The following is a 17,234-nucleotide window of genomic DNA, read 5'->3' on the forward strand; positions in this document are numbered from 1 at the left end:
AGCTTGATCTAGCCCGCTGCCGGATGGCGCAGCAGTGCCCGGCGTCAGCGCGGCGGCATGACGGATGTCACCTCTGGCACAGTATCATGCGTGCGCGCGGGCATGACGATCATTAGTCGAAGTCCGCACAACTATATCAATATTCGCGTTCATTTTAGCTTCACAACGAATCAACGAAATTCCAGACCTGTCGCCAATTCCGGGGGGAATGGTTCGATGTACCTGAGAAAGCTCTATCTGGTCTTTGTCGCTGCTTTGGCGGCTCTGTTCCTGTCGGTTCCGGTTACGGAAGGCCCTCTCAAATCGGTGGCGCTGGCGGCAGGCAAGTGCGGCGGGCTCAATCAGAAGGCCTGCAAGATCTGGCAGCGGCCGGGCAGGCCTTGTAACAAAGGGCTGGTGGAGCGAAGCAGCAATCCGCTCGATCCCAATGCCGGGCGTTGCAAGAAATACGATCCGAAGAAACCTGGCAACCTGATCGACCAGGTGCGCGACGCCGCCAACGCGGTTGTCGCCGTTCCGGCCGATATGGTGACGCAAGTCCCCGCGGTTATCGCCATGTCGGGCAGGGATGCCGCACGGCTTGCGCCGCTCAGCCTCGACCTCAGCAGCAGGTGGGCGCGCTGCGCTGTCGGTTTCAAGGGCATAAACCGGGGCAGCGGCCAAGGTTTCTACGATGCCATCATGGGCACCCCCTGCTACGGGGAAACGCTCGATGCCGCGCGCAGGCATGGCTTCAAGACCGTTACCATCGGGATTGCCGGCGGCGGCGCGGCCGGCATCGGCGCCGAGTTGGAAACCGGGCTCGCCTTCGATGTCGAGGGGGTGCGCAATGCCACCGCCTATGAAAGCCAGGCCCTGAAGATCAACAGCTACGGCGGAAGCGTCGGGCTCACGATCGGAATGCACATGCCGGCGAATGACGCCATCGGCGGCACGGGACAGGGCATCGCGGGTGGCATCCAGGCCTTCGGCGGATCGGGCGGCGGGATCTGGTACGACTACGACCGGAACTTCACCGGCTTCAGTGTCAGCATCACGGCGGGGGCAGGGGGTGAGGCGGCCTATGTCCGCAACACCCTGAAGCTTCGGCCGACCAATATCCGTCCCCAAAGGCCGGATGCCCCCGCCCCGAACCAACAGGATCCTCACAGACCCGCCCCTTATGAACCCGGCCCCGGTACACCGCCCGGCGACCGCGATTTCATCCCCGATAGGGGCACCGCGATCGGATACACGCCCCCTGCCCCGGTGCATTACCCGACCGAACTGCTCGTGTGCAACCGGTCGGGCGAGCCGGTGATGTATGCAGCGATCGGTTACTCTGATCCGCGCGGGGGCCGGAGCATCCACAGCTGGACGTCGGAGGGGTGGCTCCAGATCGCCGACGGAGGGTGCCGCAATTTCATCCTCCCCGATGACGACGACGGCCAACCCTATGCCAGTCCGGTCTACATGATGGGCATCGCCGAGCAGACCGAATGGGACCTGCGCGATGGGGCGTTCTGTGTGAGCGGGGCGGCCGAATTCACCATCACGGACGCGAACAATTCCGCCTGCGACGAAAACGACTACCTGCTCAATTCGCATCGGTTCGCGATTAGCGCGGGTAAGGAGAACACCTTCACCTTCGAACCCGGCACGCGGGTGACGAAGGAAACGGCTTTGGAAGTCTGCAACAAGACCAGCCGCCCGATCATTGAATTCGCGATCGCGAGCGACCGCGGCCCGCAAAACGGCGGGATCGTGTCGCAGGGATGGTGGGCAGTGAAGCGCGGCGAATGCCACACGACGAAGCTCGTCGATGCGATGACCGGCAAGGCCAAGACCGGCGACATCTTCCTGACGGCGCGCTCCGATGTGGCAAGCTACGGCTATGGCGGCGGGCAGCTGTGCTTCAACGGCGGCACGGGGACGCCCATCGAACACGCCGACAAGGCGCAATGCCCGGGTGGCCCGCGCGACGTCGCCCAGATCGCGGTGCGCCCCGGGCCACCGACAAGGTTCGATTTTCACGATTAGGAGGGGGGACGCGCTCTGGTCGGTCGCGAGCTGGCCGCGTGTCCCGCCAAGACCCCTGACGCTAGGCTAAAACAAGGAGCGAGAACGCGATGCAACGACGTGATCTGTTCAAGGGATTGGCCGCCGGGGCGGCACTGGCGGCATCGTCCGGGGCTGCGGCATGCGTCCGCCGCCCGCCCGCAAAGGATACGCTGGGAGAACGGCTGGTCGCCTTCCTGCGCGATGGCGACGAAGCGCTGCTCGAAGATCTGCTGCACGAGGATGCGACTCTCGTCACCTTCGCGCCCGGCTGGCTGCCCGATGATGCCCTGGCGGTGGGCAGCGCTCCGGCCGTGGCGGCGGCGCTGAAGGACTTGCAGACATCGCTCACCGGCGAAGGGATCGAGGGACCGCGCAAGATGATCACCGGCACCATCTCGGGGCCGGACGAATTGGGCGCGGTGCGGCGCATCGACCTGGTGTTCGCCGAGGACAAGACCACGCTCACATCCTGCGGGCCGACGCGTTCGGAAACCAGCCTGCAAATCCTCTACAAGACCCACTACACCGTGTTGTCGGTACGCGATCACTTGTGGGGGATGGATCGTATTGCGATCATGCCGCTGGTCTGACCGGAACAGCGGCCTTTTGCGCTTTGAGTGACATGGCAATCCGGCGCATTTGAGGTATTCCGCACATGATGGAGAGCCTTGAACCCGGCAGCGATGGGCTGGAGAGGTCAACACTCACACGTCTGCAAAAGAGAACAGCATATGCCCGGCAGCCAGGACTTTACCCCCGATACCCGCAACAATGCGTTGATGGTCCTGCTCAATGGATCGCTGGTTCCGGCGCATGAGGCGCAGGTATCGCTGTTCGATGCCGGTTTCGCGCTGGGTGATGGCGTCTGGGAAGGGCTGCGCCTGCACAAGGGCGCGCTGCTGTTTGTGGAAGCGCATCTCGATCGTCTTTATCACGGCGCAGCGGCGCTTCGTATCGAGATCGGCATGACCCGCGAGGCATTGACCGCCAGCCTCGGGGATCTTCTGCGCGCCAACGGGATGGAAGACGGGGCGCATGTGCGGCTGATGGTGACGCGCGGCCGCAAGTCGACGATCAACCAGGACCCGCGCTTCACGCTCGGCGCGCCCACCATCGCCGCAACTGCCGAATTCAAGCTGCGCTCCGCCGAAGCGCGGCCGCTGGCGCTGGCAATGTCCACGATCCGGACCTCGCCGCCCGACATTTTCGACATGCATTTGAACACCCACAGCCGGCTCAATTACATTCGCGCGCTGCTCGATGTGATGGACAGCGGTGCCGACGAGGCGATCATGCTCGACCATCGGGGCTTTGTGGCGAGCTGCAACGCGACCAATCTCTTCTGGGTTAAGGGTGGCACGGTCTTCACATCGCGCGATGATTTCTGCTTCAACGGGATCACACGGGGCAACGTGATTGCGCTGTGCCGCGACGGGGCGGCACCCTTGCAGCAAGGCGATTGGCTGCCGGATGATCTGCTGGCCGCCGATGAGGTGTTCGTCACCGGGACCATGGGCGGTGTCACCGCTGTCGGAAGCGTCAATAGCCGCGACCTGGGTTCAGCGCCGGGGCCGGTCACCATCGCCATCGCGCAGCACTATGAACGGCTGAAGGATGCCTATGCCAAGGAGTACGCAGAGCAATGACAATCCGGATCGCCATGTGGTCAGGCCCGCGCAACCTGTCGACCGCAATGATGCGGGCGTTTGAAAACCGCAGCGATTGCGTTGTCAGCGACGAGCCGTTTTATGCCGCCTATCTCGCCGCGACCGGGCTGGACCACCCGATGCGGGACGATGTTCTCCTGTCGCAGCCGACGGAATGGCAGGACGTTGCGGCAAGCCTCGCCGGACCGTTGCCGCAAACCGCCGATAACGGGGGTGCGGCCATCTGGTATCAGAAACACATGACGCATCACATGCTGCCGGCATTCGGTCTCGACTGGATGAGCGGTTTTCGTCACGCCTTCCTGATCCGCGCACCGCAGCGAGTGCTCGCCTCATACGCGGCAAAGCGCGAGGATGTGGCGCTGTCGGACATTGGCCTCGTGCGTCAGGTGGAGCTGTTCGACAGGTTCGCGGATGATACCGGCGCAGCCCCTCCCGTCGTCGATAGCGACGATGTGCTGCGCGACCCGGAATGTATCTTGCGCAAGTTATGCGCTGCGCTTTCCATTCCATTCGACCGCGCCATGCTCAGCTGGCCCAGGGGCCGACGCGCAAGCGACGGGGTCTGGGCTCCGGCCTGGTACGGATCGGTCGAGCAAAGCACCGGCTTTGCTGTGCAAGCCGGTTCCGAGTTACCGTCCTTGCCCGGCCATTTGCAGCGCATTGCGGATGCGGCGCTTCCGTACTACGAGCGGCTGGCTGCCTATCGCGTTGCGGTTTAGCCGATCGGATAGTTTGCTTGGGTCGCTCGCGACCTGCAAGTGGTTGCGACCGCCGTGGGCAAGACCGTGCCGGGCGAGAACGTCAAGATCGTGCAGCCGATCGAGGTCGGCGCGGTGCGCGTGATCCACGTGAAGAACGGCCAGTTCATCAAGAAGGGCGAGTTGCTGATCGAGCTCGACCTGGCGCTCGCCACTGCGGATGAGGCGCTGAGCGAGGCGGGGCGGGAGAAATAGAAGCGGCGCCGGTCAGCGTCGTAACCCTGCCTGCGCGGTCGCATCGGCGGTCTGGCCTCCTGCGGTGACAAGTATCGCGTGCATGTCGGTCAAGATCTTGCGCAGCCGGTTTTCGTCGTCCGCCGCTGCGGCCGTATCGCCGAGCGATACGAGTTGATCGAATTTCGCCTTGTCCACCGCCGCATGGCGTTGGGTGCGGGCATGCATGTAGGCTGCTGTGATGAAGCCGGGGCTTTCCACGACGGCGCGCGTGATCACCCGTTCACCCGCTTCGAGCGCCCGCTCGCATATGCCGAACTGCTGCTGAGCGAGCGCGTTGCGCGCGGTGGTGATATGGCCGCCGAGCTCGGTCAGGCCGGCTTCGGTCAGATTGGCGGAATTGCGCCTTGCGCGCTGTTCCAGTTCGTCGACCTGGCTTTGCAGCTCGAATTCGCGCGCCTTCGGCTTATGGCGCAGACGCGAGATTTCCTGACGCAGCAACCGCAGTTCTTCGGTGATCGAGCGGAAGGTGTCGGCCTCCCAGGCCTGATTGAGCCGTTCCTGCTGGTCGTCGATGCGCTCCTGCAGCAGCCCGATCTCGCGGGAGAGCACCGCCATCGCCGTCCCGCGCAACGCGTAGAGATCGAGCTCCGCCGCGAGCAGCGCCTCGGTAGCGAACCGGCGGCCATCGGTGCCGAAATCGATATGCGCAAGGTCATCGGCATAGAAGCTGTGATCGGATAGGTGCAGCCCGCAGCCCGGCAGCTCCACCGATGCGCGGATCAGCTGGTTGTCGTCGACCGACCAGTGCAGCACCACCTCGTCGCCCGGCATCAGCGGGCGGGCGTGCACCGGCATGTCGCGTCCGGTCAGGCGGAATGCGCCGATCAGCAGATTGGCCTCGGGCTCCGGCACGCCCTCGGCGGCCTCGTAAAGTTCGACGTCGATGCAATCGTCCGTGCCGGGCATGACCTTGCGCGCGGCGCGGAAGGTTCGCTGGCCCGATTTGGGCAGCACCTCGCCTTTGGCGATCAGCGGTTCGAGCACGTTGATCCCGCGCTCGCCGTCGCTTTCTTCGACCTTGACCGCAATCGTTGCGGTGCAGGGCGCGCCCGAGGCGATGGCGGTAACGCGGGTCAGCACGAGATTGCGGCAAGCCGCTTCGACCGGCTGACCTTCGGCGTCGGTGACCAGCATCGATACGACCGTTTCGCCGGGCGCAAGGGCAATCGCGAAGACCGGCTTTTCACTGACCGCACGGCTGCCGTAGTCCTCGCCTGCCGGCCCGCTCGCGCAGACCTGCCAGCCCTCCGCAGCGCCGGTCGCCACCACGCGGATGCGCGCGCGATCACCGGTGATGCGGGCTTCGTAATCATAGGTGATGTCGGCGGATTCCTCGCGGCGGCGCGCCTGCTTGCTGCCGCTCGCGATCTTTTCGCCGGGCTTTGCCGCAACCGGCTGCCATTCGCGCCCTTCGGCGTAGATCGCCGCGCCGCGCGCAACCGCGGTCATCGGGTCGATATCATGATCGAAGGCAATGCCCAGCTCGCACGGCACCCGGTCGCGCACAACCGGCATACGCGAAGGTCCGCCGATCAGCACCACCTTGTCGACGTCAGACGCCTGATAGCCATTGTCGGCAAGGATCTTGCGGCACAATTCAATTGAGCGGTCGATGCGTTCGGCGACGATCCGTTCCACATCCGCGCGGTGCAGCGTCACTTCGCACCAGATCGGCTGACCATCGAGATCGCGCATCCCGGTTTCGTGCTCGCTGATGGCGATCATGGTTTCGGTGACGGACGACAGCTCCACCTTGGCCCGTTCGATATGCGCCTTGACCAGCGCCAGCAGCCGCTGCGCCTGAGGCGATGCGGCGATGTTGGTGGGCAGGACAAAATTCTTCCGCAGCCAAGGTTCAACGATCGTTTCGAGGATCATGCGGTCGAAATCCGTGCCGCCGAGCATGTTGATGCCCTCATGCGCCTCAACCGTGACGTTTCCGCCAAGCGCACGCACCAGCGCCGCATCGAAGGTCCCCCCGCCAAGATCGTAGACCAGGAACAGTCCGTCGCGTGAGCCCGGATCTTCCATGCAGGCCATCGCCGCTGCGACCGGTTCCTGCAATAGTCCGACCTGCTCCAGCCCCGCGGCGCGCGCCGCCGCGATTGTGGCTTCGTTCTGCATCTGGTTGAAGGCGGCAGGCACGGTGACGATCGCACCGTGGACGGCCTCATCCCCGATCCGTGCGGACGCCTGTCGCAGCAACTCGCCGATTACCGCCGCGCTCGCCTCAACCGGCGTGATGCTGCCGCCGTCCGGACCAAACGGCAGGGCCGTGCTGGTGCCGAGCAGCCGCTTGAAGCGTGCGGCGATCCCTTCGGGCGCCATGCGCATCTGCTCGTAGGCGCGCCGTCCGACGTTGATGTTGCCGCTGCGGTCGCGCATCACCACGGAAGGCAGCACGTCTTCGCCGGTGATGGTCTTGAACAGTTCGAGCCGCCCGGCACGGTTGCTGACGATCACCGAATTGGACGTGCCGAGATCGATACCGAGATACATCGTGTTGGTGGTCCTGCAATGAAGCTGCCGATCAGCGGCTTTGATTGATGTTGCGCTGGAGCTGACACATGTCTTGTACCAGCCGCGAATTGGCGGGTTCGGGCACGCGATGATCGAGCAGCCATTCGATCACCAGCAGCCCCAAGGCCGGGGCCGAACACTTGTTGTTGAGCTCGATCGCGAGGTGCCGGATCATCAGGAAGGGCGCTTCGTAGGTCGGCTGGGCCTCATGAAAATCGACAAAGCAGTCGATCAGCCGAATGATGCGCGGCCCGCCGCCGAAGCCGTGATCGCGCAGCTCTGCGGCAAATTTGGCAAGGTTGGCGACCGTTTCCTCGACCAGCTTTTCCATCTGCGCCGAACACACGTTGCCGATAACCGTCGGCAGGTCCTTCGCGATCATCGGTTGCACGCCCGGGACATGGATAAAGGCCTGCTTGAGCGCGCGCATCAGCCGCAGCGTTTCGGTCTGGATGCCATGCTGGTTGGCCAGTTCGATCCCGAGATCGCGCAGCCCCTCGAACAAGGTTGCCGAGGCCGGATCGTCGAGGCCCCGCGCCGCCTCGAGCTTCTGCAAGGGCAGGCGAAGCTGCGACCACAGATCGAGCGTGGTTACGATGCTGGTCAGCACCGCTGGCTGGCGCGGATTGGTCCTGAGGCTGGCCACGCCATCGTTCATCCGCGCCTGCAGACCCTGCACCTGCGGATCGATGGTCCGGGCATAGGCAGCCACCACCGCCTCCAGCGCAAGGCCGGATGCACCGCTCGTTTCGATGGTTCGGGTGAGCGCCTGCCGCCCCTCGCGGGTGGCTGCCGCCGCTTCGGCGATGCGCGTCGCGATGGCAGCCCGCCGTTCGTGAATGGCAACATCGATATGGTCGGCCTCGGCGGCGCGCATGCCTGCGGCAGCGCGGCTTGCGGCGATCGCCTCGACCGTGGCCTCCGTATCCCAGCGTCCCATGTCCGTCAGCATGCCGACCAGCACCGCAGGATCACGTGGCCGGGCGGCGAGCAGCGCGCAGGCGAGGTTCAGCCGGGCGAGGCCGCTGGCGGCAAAGCGCAGCGCATCGATCGCATCGCAGTCCCCCTGCCGGATCGCTCCGCAGGCGCGGCTCTGGGTGGCAGCGTCGCAACCCGGCAGCCAGGCAAGTTCATGGCCCAGCCGGTCGCGCGGCGAAAGCAGCGCCGCCTGCGCCTGGGAGAGGGCATCGCCATCGGCATCCTCATCGAACGACAGATCGTCAAAGGCGCGGCGGATATCCGCGGCGCTCGCCGCAATAGGCACGCCAAGGATCAGGAAGCCGCAGTCGGCGAAGGTCGCCGCAAGCGCAGCTGCATCGGGCGTTTGCGCAGCCTCGCTCTGCGCGCTTTCGTCGCGCTGACGCGACACCAGCCGCCCGAGCCGCTGCGAGGCCTGCGCCGCCCGCTGCTGTTCGGCCTCGTCAATCTCGGGGCTCGCCGGCTTCTTGGCGATCCGGTTCCAAAACATGATTTCACCCCTGCTGCCAGACGTTTACGTCATGACAGGCAGAGGTAAATATGCGCCTAACGCAGGGCTGCCGACAATCCGCGGCGGTGCCTTAGTCGACGGTCTCGGTTGGCCCGGCAAACTGCTCGCCGGGAAACGCTTACGGCAACTGGCACCCCGTGGGGGGGATTATGCAATCTTATCCGAGGCAGGTGGCGGAGACGGAGGGATCCACAGCAGAATTCTAAAAGGCTTAAAAATAACATGCTTTATACGCGATTATTCAATATATGCCCCCTCTAGTGCCCCTGATGTTCCTGTTCTCTCCACGCATATGCGTGGAATTTTTTGAGTGAAACGATCCCACTTCTTCGCCCACTATCCGCCCGATTATGTCCTCTAATGGGTCAAGATCTGGCTGCTCGGTCCTGAGCGGATGATACCTTTGGGTGCCTGTGGTCTCTGCGTGCTCATTTTCGGCACTTGATGGGGTCAGCTGGTTGCGAGCGTGGCTTGGTTGAAACCGCAGTCGGTCGACGGGTCGGCCGCATGCTACAGCATCGGCGCCATCATCTGTTCCCTCCCTCGGGCGTTCGCTTCCGCTCGGAAGCTCGGTGCGGCCTCCTGTCTTGTATTGGCCGAAAGTCAGGCCGGCTGGAACTCGGTGCCATCGTGCAGCATGGCGTGCATGATGATCGCGAGGCGGCGGGCGAGCGCGATCTGCGCCTTGCGCATGGTCGAGCGCGTGGCGATTGCGAACGCCCAGTCCTTCAGCTTCAATTCGCCCTTTCCGGCGGCAGGCATCGGAGGCACGGACGAGCTTCTTCATATCTGCGTCGATCGCCGCAATCGCCCCGAGCACTGCGTCTCGGGCGGCAACGAGCCCGCGCACGGCGCCAGACAGGCCGGCGATCCCGTCGCTCATGGCGATCACTTGGTCTACAAACGCGGAACTTAACCCACGCGGTAGCCGGACCCCGAGCACCACTGCCAGCCCGCGGATCTGGTTCTCGAGCGTGACCTGCTGACCGGCCAACTTTTTACGAGCGATGATCAGCGCTCGCACCGCATGTGCCGGAAGCGACTTTACGTGCACGGACTTACAGAAGCCAGACCTCGCCAGTTGCGCCAGCCCGCGGGCATCGTTGCGGTCAGTCTTGTGCGTCGCTAATGTCTTAAGGGTCTGGTAAAGTCGACCCAGCCGCGCAAAAACGGCGGGGCAAACGCCCCGCCGTTCTCGAGTTCATATCTGCCCCTTGATCAGAGGCGGATGCGAACGCCCGCGTAGTAGCGGCGACCGAACACGTCGTAGACGTCTGCGGCGGTGTCCGAACCAGTCACGTTGCCAGGAATACCGTTAAGGATATTCGGAGCATCGTTGTCGAGCAGGTTGTCCACACCGAGGTACACTTCGAACTCGTCGCCCGCGAAGAAGGTCGCCTGCGCATCGAGGTAGAACTCGGCAGGGATCTCATACACGCGCGGCCCGTCGAACTGGTCGTCGACAAACGAAGACCCAATGAAGGTTCCGTTGAACGTCACCCGAAAATCATCGGTTTGGTAAGCAGCGTTGGCCGTGAACCGATCCTTCGCCGTGCCGATTTCGCCGTCAAAGCGATCGGGATCCTCGTCCGGCAGCGAGAAGAAGTCGTATTCGAGCACGTGGGTATAGGCACCCCGCAGTGTCAGACGGTCGTTCTCCATGAGGCCAAGTTCGGTGAACCACTGGGCCGTGATGTCGAAGCCCGACGTCTTGAGGACAGCTGCGTTCACCGACAGGGCGTTGATCAGATCGATCGAACCCGCGCTGTTGTTCGCAGTGGCCGCCGGACGACGGGTGACCAGGTCACAGAAGGTCTGGTTGCCCTCAGCATAGCACTGATCTAGGGTGAACTGCCGGGGGAAGCCGGAGATCACGTCTTCGATTTCGTAGTTGTAGTAGTCGCCCGTGATCGTGAGGTTGCGAAGCGCGTCGAACGAGCGCGGGTTAATCACGATACCGGCCGTATACGACCGGGCGGTTTCCTCACCCAAGTTCGGATTGCCGCCGTTGAAGCCGGAAATGCCCTGAATGTCAGGCTGGCTCAAGGTGAACACGCCGTTGGCGGCGATGTTGGCTGCCACACCCGGAGCGGCGCGGCAGTTGTCGCCAAGGGCACCGCCACCGGTTGCACCGATCCCTGCGCAGGGATCGACCAGACCGCTCGGGAAGGTCTGCGACAGACCCGAGAACAGTTCACCCACGTTCGGCGCACGCACCGCTTCGGCGATGGTACCACGCAGACGAACGTCTTCGATCGGCTGCCAGGTAGCGGTGCCGTTCCAGCTGATCACCGAACCGACCGTCGAGTAGTCAGAGATACGCACCGCACCGCCGATTTCGAGCAGCTTGAAGAACGGCCTGTCTGCCAGCAACGGTACGCGCAATTCGGCGTAAGCTTCCTTCACGTCGAACGAACCTCGGGTATCGGGCAGTACGTTCCCGGCGTTGAGGCCGGCGTTGGTCAGCGCGTCGTTATCCGCGAAGGAGGATTCCTTACGATATTCGAAGCCTGCGGCGATGCCGACGGCTCCGCCGGGGAGGTCGAACAGGTCGCCGCCGATGTTGCCCTGCAGGACCTGCTGGGTAATCCCGGTCTGGAACGTGCCTTGCGCGGCGATATAGTTCACGGCAGCCTGCGAAAGTGAGCCTGCACCAAAGATGTTGGCGGGAGCACAGCCGTTAGCGCGAGCTTCTGCATCGATACAGATCGCTTCACCGGCGATACCGTTTCCGTTCTCGTCACCGACTTCGGCACGGACCGCGAGCGCATCACGGAAGTTCACGACGTTGACCTGACCCGAGGAGACCTGGTTTTCGTTCACGCGGCCGTAGTTATAGCTGAAGTCCCAGCGGAAGCGATCATCGAACAGCGAACCGTCGAAGCCGACGACGAAGCGGTAGAAGTTACGCTCGGTCGAACCGGTCCGGTTGCCGAACTCCGAAAGGCGGCGGACGAAGCCGATATCCCGCAGGCCGTCACCATTGCTGTCTTCCGCGGCATTCAAAATCTCCTGCGGAACGAACGGGTTAGCCACAATGGTATCGGTGCCTGGCAGATAGTTTTCGACGTTGAAACCGCCATCGGTCGGGAATATCCCATTAGCACCGCCGGACTCGAGTGGAAACGGCTCGATAATGCGCGACGAGGAGGTGTTGTTAAACGTACCTTCGAAGAAAAAGTTTACATCGTTCGCGATTTCGTACGTACCGCGCGCAGCGAAGATGTAACGTTCGACTGGCACCGCGAGGGTGCGGAAGTTCTGACGGTTGAAGCCGTTCGGGCCGGTGCCTGAACCGATGGTTGCGGTACAGGTCGGACCATTGACAGTCACGCAGTTCTGCAGGTTGCCGGCGGGATCATAAGTGAACTGCCCGTTAGCGGTAGTGAAGCTGCCCTGCGGAGTAAACGAGGAAAAGAACGGCTCGGTCGGGACGCCGAATTCGCCGTCGAAGTAGACGGAGTCGAGATCGTCCACACGGGTGTTGGCACGCTGACGCGATAGCAAGCCTTCTTCGTTCGAGTAGCCGAAATGGACCATGATATTGCCACGGCCGTCGTCGATGTTCGTGCCGACGGTCACGTTGGCCTGGTAACGCGCATCGTCACCCCGCTCGGTAATGTTATACTGCGCGTTTGCGTCGACACCTTCAAAATCGGTCTTGTAGACGAAGTTCACCACGCCGGCGACAGCGTCCGAGCCGTAGAGCGACGAAGCGCCGCCGGTCAGGATGTCGACCTGCTGCAAGAATTGGGTCGGGATGACGTTAAGGTCGACCGTCGAAGAGCCGGCGAGGCTGGAGACGACTCGGCGACCGTTGATGAGGACCAGCGTACGATCCGATTCAAGATCGCGAAGATCGATGGTAGCAATGCCGGTTCCCGAAGTAAGGAAGGCGGCGTTGGTACGGCTGAGGGCGGGCGTGCCGAAAACCGGATTTTCGAGCAGCAGTTCCTGGATGTTGATGACGCCGGCGTCTTCGATCAGCTGTTCGTCGACGATTTGGAGCGGCGCAGGCGAAGTGACTTCTTTCGAAGCGAGGCGCGAGCCGGTCACGACGATGCCGCGAGCGGAGGCTTCTTGTTCGACGGTCTCACCGGCGGCCTGATCTTGACCCATAGCAGGCGAAGCCGCCATCGCGATGCCCAGCGCCATACTGGCGGCACCGAACTTAAGTCTGGATATTTTTCTCATTCGTTTCTTCCTCTACTTTCGCCAAAACTCTTCGTCCGACGCACCGCGTGCGTCAGATCACAGCTTCAAATTTGAGGGGTTGGTGTTGGTGCCCGGATATAGTTTTGGTGAATCGATCTTGATAGTTTCCGCTGGGCCCCCTGAAGCTCACACGAACTGCGATGTGACGATCATGAGTGAAGCGGATCCGGATGCAACAAGGTTTCTACTGAGATTGCAGAGGACATTTCACTGATGTCTTGTGCGTCACAGTTTATTCACATCAGAAGCGATAAACTTTTACTCGTTCTAGAATTCAGGTGTACAGGAATGTAAATGATGGGTCTGCACCCCGAACGATATCGTTCGGATGAAGGCCTTGGCGCCCATGCGCTCCCGTTCGCATGGGATGGGTCCTGAGATGCGAGGTTGCGGACGGTGCTTTTTAGCCCGCCCAGTGATCAAGCAGCGCGCGCTGCTGCGCTGCAGCCGGGAGCACAGCGAAGTCCGCAAACTGCGAACAACGCTCCAGAGAAACTTCGGATCTGCATCACAGGACATGCATCCGCTTCTTCCGCGTGCAAGCAGTCAATATCGCGGTCGCCGGATCCAGGTTAGACCAGACAGTCAGGCAGAGGGGAAAGCTTTGGCGATTATGTACTTTACAAACCCAACGGCTTGCCCTAGAAGAATGGGGTAAGGAGCGTTGAACCATGTCGGTACTTTCTTCCCCCCACTTCCACGACGAAGCCAAGGCTTTCGAGTACCTTGAAAGCATCGTGTGGGTGGACGGAGTTGTCTGCCCGCATTGCGGCGTGGTTGGCGGTCGCGTGTACGACCTGTCAGGCGTTCGCTCGAAGGCCAGCAAGAAGAACCCCGAGGGCAAGGTACGTCACGGCCTCAAGAAGTGTGGCGAGTGCCGAAAGCAGTTCACGGCCAAGGTTGGCACCGTGTTTGAACATGCGCGCCTTCCCCTCACCAAAATGCTGCAGGCCGTTCACCTGATCGTTTCCAGCAAGAAGGGCATCAGTGCCCACCAGCTTAGCCGCGTTCTCGAAGTGCAGTACAAGAGCGCTTGGTTCCTTGCGCACCGTATCCGCGAAGCCATGCGTTCGGGCGATCTGGCGACCCCGTTCGGCTCAACCGGCGGCGCGGTTGAAGTCGACGAAACCTACATCGGCTTCCGCAAGGGTCGCGGCGTACAGAAGGGCACTGGTCACAAGATGGCCGTACTCGCACTGGTTGACCGCGACAGCGGCCAAAGCCGTTGGTTCCATATCGACAATGCCCGCGCCAAGGACATTCACCCGATTGTCCGCACCAACATTGCCCGCGAAGCCCGCCTCATGACTGACGAAGCCAAGATGTACCGTAAGATTGGCCGTGAGTTTGCCGAGCATGGCACCACGGTTCACGCCGCTTTCAACTACGTCGATCTGAACGACCGCACCATTCACACCAACACCGTTGAAGGTGCGTTCTCGATCTTCAAGCGCGGTATGCGCGGCGTGTACCAGCATTGCGCCGAGCATCACCTGCACCGCTACCTTGCGGAGTTTGAGTTCCGCTACAACAACCGCATCGCAAACGGCGTTGACGACCGCCAGCGCGCCGTGAACGCTGTGCAGGGCATCGTTGGCAAGCGCCTCACCTATGAAGGGCCTCGTTCGAACGCCTAAGAAACCTTTACAGCTTTGGTTGCCCGGCTTTGAACCGCGCAAACGTAGCCGCTGGCGCTAAGTGACTCGATACATTAAGAAATTTAATGTCCTGATTCTATTGACAAATCAGAGAATAACTTTAAGTTATGCTTCGCAGCCCTTGCTTGGTGATAAAGGCCCCTGGGCCTTTCATGAGATAGCCAAGATCGCCGATATGGCGGGCTGCACATTTTTCAATAGTAGTGCTTCTTGCCTCGTTGCCAGAGATCGTAGCTGTACGTGAGGCGGCTGTGAATTAGATCAATTGATCGAGTGTCGCGCCTTTCCCAAGCTCTTTGGACAGCCCAAGCGCAGTAATCAGCGGCCTGCAAGATTGGGTCAGCAAGAGCGGGGCGGAAATCGATTGCCCAGTCCACTGTAGGTGCTGATTGGTTCACTACGTCACGCAGCGCCGATGTATAACTCGCCCGTTCTTTCTTCGACCCAATCGACGCCGCCGTGACTATTAGCCTGTCTCCGGGCTGGAGATGGGGCGCGATGCCGTGGCGAAAATGGTAAAACCAAGGGATCTTATAGAAGCGCTCTTTGCTTGCGGTGACTTGGGGTTCAGCCTTGGATTTTTCGCAGGCCGTAAACTGAAAGCGGAAGTCGTGCTGCATCATGGTTGCGAACACCCTATCGCGCACATTCTGCGCGTCGGTAGTGGCGTGAAAGCAGTCGCCCAGCGGAGCGCGTTCCCTTAAAAGATCATGGCGGAGGCGCGTTAGCGCTTCGGCCAAATCTAGTGTATCTGTCGTCACGGTGCAGATAATGAAATATCTGCTCACGTTGTTGTTGCGATTGAACGTAAAGTCGCCAGCTTCATCGGAAAAAAGGAATCTATCCATATGGATGCTGATAAACAGCAACTTGAAAAGTTCAAGCAAGCCGCACGCGAACTTGAGTGCGACGACGACGAGCAGCGCTTCAAAGATCGGCTTGGTAAGTTGGTGAAAAAGGACCCAGCGGCAAGCCAAGAGCAAAAAGATTGCTGAAGACTGCTGAAGCGTTCGGCGCTTTTCTAAGGGCCATCCCCGGCCCTACGGAACATTGGGCAACTATCATCGCCGCATGGGCGTGGCCTACGGCGGCGCTGACTATCGTCTATATGCTTCGCGCCCCAATTTCTACAGCAGCTCAGAACCTAGCAGAGCGCTTCCGCAACGACGATATCGAGTTGCCGGGCTTTCTTAAGGTCACGGGCGGGGTGCCTCTCAGCACCCTGAAAGAGGGTGCTGTGACCGAAGAGCCAGGTACGCCCGACGAGGATGACGCTAAGGTTGTAGAAAGCTTGCTTGAGTATGCTGGCGACACGTTTGAGAAGTTTGCGAATTTGCGCGCTTGGATAGACGCTCAACTCGGAGCCGATCAGGATGCAGAGGCCTTCTTGTACGAAAAGTCCTTGGCAGACACCCGCAGAAGGGCATATGAGGAACTAGTGAAAGGAGAGCAGCGATGACAGATAAACGCATCTACACGCATGTCTCCGGCAAGGCTGTGCTTGGTTTGCAGCGCCTTGTGCGTGACCGTGAGATATTCGTGAAGCCCACCGACGATGGCTACACCGTCGTCACCGCCAGCAGGGAAAAGAAGCCCCGCGGCCGCCGTCAATACGCATAACCCAATCAGAAGTTACATTAAGGCCCCGCAAAACGCGGGGCCTTTTGCTTTTCTAACCTCGTTCCCCGCCAAATCTGCATACGGCTAATCGTGGATAACGCCACAAAGAGACTCGCCTTCAAGCGGTTAGGCGGGAATCATAGGTTTGTTGGAAAGAGAACCCTAGGCGCTGTCGAGCCTTTGACGGCGGGAGGCGCACACGGTGCCTTCGGGAGAACGGACCAACCGTTCGCGCTCACCAGGAGAAATCCCATGAGCAAGAACACCCATGAACGGGGTCGTGATGCGCGTACTGGTCGCATCATCACCGTTCGCGAGGCTCAGCGCCGTCCGTCCACGACGGTCGTTGAGGCCTACAAGACGGGCAAGAAGGGTCCGAAGAACTAAGGTTCTAACCTTCGAGCCTTGAATGGGGGCCGTCGGGGGAAACCTCGGCGGCCTTTGTCTCTTGAATCAGAGTCGGATTCCTGCGTCAAGTCCTAAGGCGGCCTCCCACCCCTCACCAATCCGGTTAAACCACACCATGCGTCACCCATCAGCAACAGAACTCGAAGCTGGCATCCTGCTTTTCGCGTGGGCCGTGACTTTCTGCTGGCTGGTCATGCGGTTATTCTTCTACCTCGTAAGCGCTTGACAAATCGCTGTTTTACAGCGCCTTAGCCGTGGGTTTGTAAAAGACACAATCGCCAAAGCTTTACCCGGTACCTGACCCCGGGGGAAAGCGCGATCATCCTGCGGAAAAGGCTAAGGTCGGACTTCGCCAATAAAGCGATTGCCTTGCGAAGGGAGGTTGAACCGCAAATCATGTGGTACTCCGAAGCCTGCATCTGCAAGCTCTCCATCCAGCCGGATCGAGAACAGTTCTTCTCCGCTGATGCTGCGGACCAGGACCTTCTAGCCATTGATGCGCGCGCTTGGAGATTCAGCATCGGCGAAATCGAGCTCTTGGTCCTCGATTGTCGTGTTGCCCCGATCGTGCCGAGCCATTTTCTGCAATGGCGGCCGGCACAAGGGGGGCTCGCGGGTA

15 protein-coding genes and 1 pseudogene are annotated in these 17,234 nt (G+C 61.3%); 11 read left to right on the top strand and 5 right to left on the bottom strand.

All coding sequences use genetic code 11. The features are described 5' to 3' along the window. The first annotated feature begins 102 nt into the window (after positions 1-102). The 5 genes from Q0L48_RS08525 (at position 103) to Q0L48_RS08545 (ending at position 4,663) form a co-directional block, all read left to right on the top strand. Positions 103-2,019, top strand: a complete 1,917-nt coding sequence (locus Q0L48_RS08525; RefSeq protein WP_296719635.1) for a DUF1036 domain-containing protein — start codon at positions 103-105, stop codon at positions 2,017-2,019. Positions 2,020-2,108: 89 nt separating this feature from the next. After that, entirely contained in the window at positions 2,109-2,630 is a 522-nt protein-coding gene (locus Q0L48_RS08530) for a hypothetical protein (RefSeq protein WP_296719636.1), read from the top strand. Between the two features lie 141 nt (positions 2,631-2,771). Beyond that, positions 2,772-3,686 (top strand): aminotransferase class IV, encoded by a 915-nt coding sequence (locus tag Q0L48_RS08535; protein WP_296719638.1) that lies wholly within the window; start codon positions 2,772-2,774, stop codon positions 3,684-3,686. Continuing rightward, on the top strand, positions 3,683-4,429 hold the full coding sequence (locus tag Q0L48_RS08540; RefSeq protein WP_296719640.1) for an HAD family hydrolase: 747 nt from the start codon (positions 3,683-3,685) through the stop codon (positions 4,427-4,429). The genes Q0L48_RS08535 and Q0L48_RS08540 overlap by 4 nt, the downstream gene beginning before the upstream one ends. 39 nt (positions 4,430-4,468) lie before the next feature. Next, positions 4,469-4,663 carry a biotin/lipoyl-binding protein gene (locus tag Q0L48_RS08545; RefSeq protein ID WP_296719643.1) on the top strand — a complete coding sequence of 65 codons (195 nt, stop codon included), beginning with the start codon at positions 4,469-4,471 and terminating at the stop codon, positions 4,661-4,663. A gap of 12 nt (positions 4,664-4,675) precedes the next feature. On the opposite strand, the gene Q0L48_RS08550 is transcribed toward Q0L48_RS08545, so the two are convergent. The 4 genes and pseudogenes from Q0L48_RS08550 to Q0L48_RS08565 all read right to left on the bottom strand — a co-directional run bounded on the left by Q0L48_RS08550 (position 4,676) and on the right by Q0L48_RS08565 (position 12,908). Next, positions 4,676-7,204: an Hsp70 family protein gene (locus Q0L48_RS08550; protein ID WP_296719645.1), complete on the bottom strand. Its 2,529-nt coding sequence runs from the start codon at positions 7,202-7,204 to the stop codon at positions 4,676-4,678. A 31-nt stretch (positions 7,205-7,235) separates the two neighbouring features. Further along, positions 7,236-8,693, bottom strand: coding sequence for a hypothetical protein (locus Q0L48_RS08555; RefSeq protein ID WP_296719648.1), 1,458 nt, complete (start codon positions 8,691-8,693; stop codon positions 7,236-7,238). A 624-nt stretch (positions 8,694-9,317) separates the two neighbouring features. After that, positions 9,318-9,861: pseudogene (locus tag Q0L48_RS08560) on the bottom strand (IS110 family transposase); the annotation flags it as partial. Between the two features lie 71 nt (positions 9,862-9,932). Continuing rightward, positions 9,933-12,908, bottom strand: a complete 2,976-nt coding sequence (locus Q0L48_RS08565) for a TonB-dependent receptor (RefSeq protein ID WP_296719652.1) — start codon at positions 12,906-12,908, stop codon at positions 9,933-9,935. Between the two features lie 692 nt (positions 12,909-13,600). Between Q0L48_RS08565 and Q0L48_RS08570 the strand changes: the two genes are divergently transcribed. Further along, the gene (locus Q0L48_RS08570) at positions 13,601-14,566 is read left to right on the top strand and encodes an IS1595 family transposase (protein WP_296719653.1); all 966 of its coding nucleotides are present in this window, start codon (positions 13,601-13,603) and stop codon (positions 14,564-14,566) included. A 215-nt stretch (positions 14,567-14,781) separates the two neighbouring features. Here Q0L48_RS08570 and Q0L48_RS08575 read toward each other — a convergent pair whose 3' ends face one another. Continuing rightward, positions 14,782-15,435, bottom strand: a complete 654-nt coding sequence (locus Q0L48_RS08575) for a DUF3800 domain-containing protein (RefSeq protein ID WP_296719656.1) — start codon at positions 15,433-15,435, stop codon at positions 14,782-14,784. Here Q0L48_RS08575 and Q0L48_RS08580 point away from each other — a divergent pair, their 5' ends adjacent. The 5 genes from Q0L48_RS08580 to Q0L48_RS08600 all read left to right on the top strand — a co-directional run. After that, entirely contained in the window at positions 15,436-15,582 is a 147-nt protein-coding gene (locus tag Q0L48_RS08580; RefSeq protein WP_296719659.1) for a hypothetical protein, read from the top strand. After that, on the top strand, positions 15,576-16,046 hold the full coding sequence (locus Q0L48_RS08585) for a hypothetical protein (protein WP_296719660.1): 471 nt from the start codon (positions 15,576-15,578) through the stop codon (positions 16,044-16,046). Before Q0L48_RS08580 ends, Q0L48_RS08585 begins: the two co-directional genes overlap by 7 nt. Further along, positions 16,043-16,207 carry a hypothetical protein gene (locus Q0L48_RS08590; RefSeq protein ID WP_296719662.1) on the top strand — a complete coding sequence of 55 codons (165 nt, stop codon included), beginning with the start codon at positions 16,043-16,045 and terminating at the stop codon, positions 16,205-16,207. Before Q0L48_RS08585 ends, Q0L48_RS08590 begins: the two co-directional genes overlap by 4 nt. A gap of 252 nt (positions 16,208-16,459) precedes the next feature. After that, positions 16,460-16,594, top strand: a complete 135-nt coding sequence (locus Q0L48_RS08595; protein ID WP_296719664.1) for a hypothetical protein — start codon at positions 16,460-16,462, stop codon at positions 16,592-16,594. Positions 16,595-17,011: 417 nt separating this feature from the next. Further along, positions 17,012-17,234: hypothetical protein (locus Q0L48_RS08600; protein WP_296719667.1), on the top strand; the 223-nt coding region annotated here is incomplete at its 3' end.

The sequence above is a fragment of the Erythrobacter sp. genome (assembly GCF_024305245.1).
Lineage (GTDB): Bacteria > Pseudomonadota > Alphaproteobacteria > Sphingomonadales > Sphingomonadaceae > Erythrobacter.

Bases quoted from the DNA above. Each gene is read 5' to 3' on its own strand.
- Q0L48_RS08525 (WP_296719635.1), top strand. From the start codon at position 103: ATGACGATCATTAGTCGAAGTCCGCACAACTATATCAATATTCGCGTT.
- Q0L48_RS08530 (WP_296719636.1), top strand. From the start codon at position 2,109: ATGCAACGACGTGATCTGTTCAAGGGATTGGCCGCCGGGGCGGCACTG.
- Q0L48_RS08535 (WP_296719638.1), top strand. From the start codon at position 2,772: ATGCCCGGCAGCCAGGACTTTACCCCCGATACCCGCAACAATGCGTTG.
- Q0L48_RS08540 (WP_296719640.1), top strand. From the start codon at position 3,683: ATGACAATCCGGATCGCCATGTGGTCAGGCCCGCGCAACCTGTCGACC.
- Q0L48_RS08550 (WP_296719645.1), bottom strand. From the start codon at position 7,204: ATGTATCTCGGTATCGATCTCGGCACGTCCAATTCGGTGATCGTCAGC.
- Q0L48_RS08555 (WP_296719648.1), bottom strand. From the start codon at position 8,693: ATGTTTTGGAACCGGATCGCCAAGAAGCCGGCGAGCCCCGAGATTGAC.
- Q0L48_RS08565 (WP_296719652.1), bottom strand. From the start codon at position 12,908: ATGAGAAAAATATCCAGACTTAAGTTCGGTGCCGCCAGTATGGCGCTG.
- Q0L48_RS08570 (WP_296719653.1), top strand. From the start codon at position 13,601: ATGTCGGTACTTTCTTCCCCCCACTTCCACGACGAAGCCAAGGCTTTC.
- Q0L48_RS08575 (WP_296719656.1), bottom strand. From the start codon at position 15,435: ATGGATAGATTCCTTTTTTCCGATGAAGCTGGCGACTTTACGTTCAAT.
- Q0L48_RS08580 (WP_296719659.1), top strand. From the start codon at position 15,436: ATGGATGCTGATAAACAGCAACTTGAAAAGTTCAAGCAAGCCGCACGC.
- Q0L48_RS08590 (WP_296719662.1), top strand. From the start codon at position 16,043: ATGACAGATAAACGCATCTACACGCATGTCTCCGGCAAGGCTGTGCTT.
- Q0L48_RS08595 (WP_296719664.1), top strand. From the start codon at position 16,460: ATGAGCAAGAACACCCATGAACGGGGTCGTGATGCGCGTACTGGTCGC.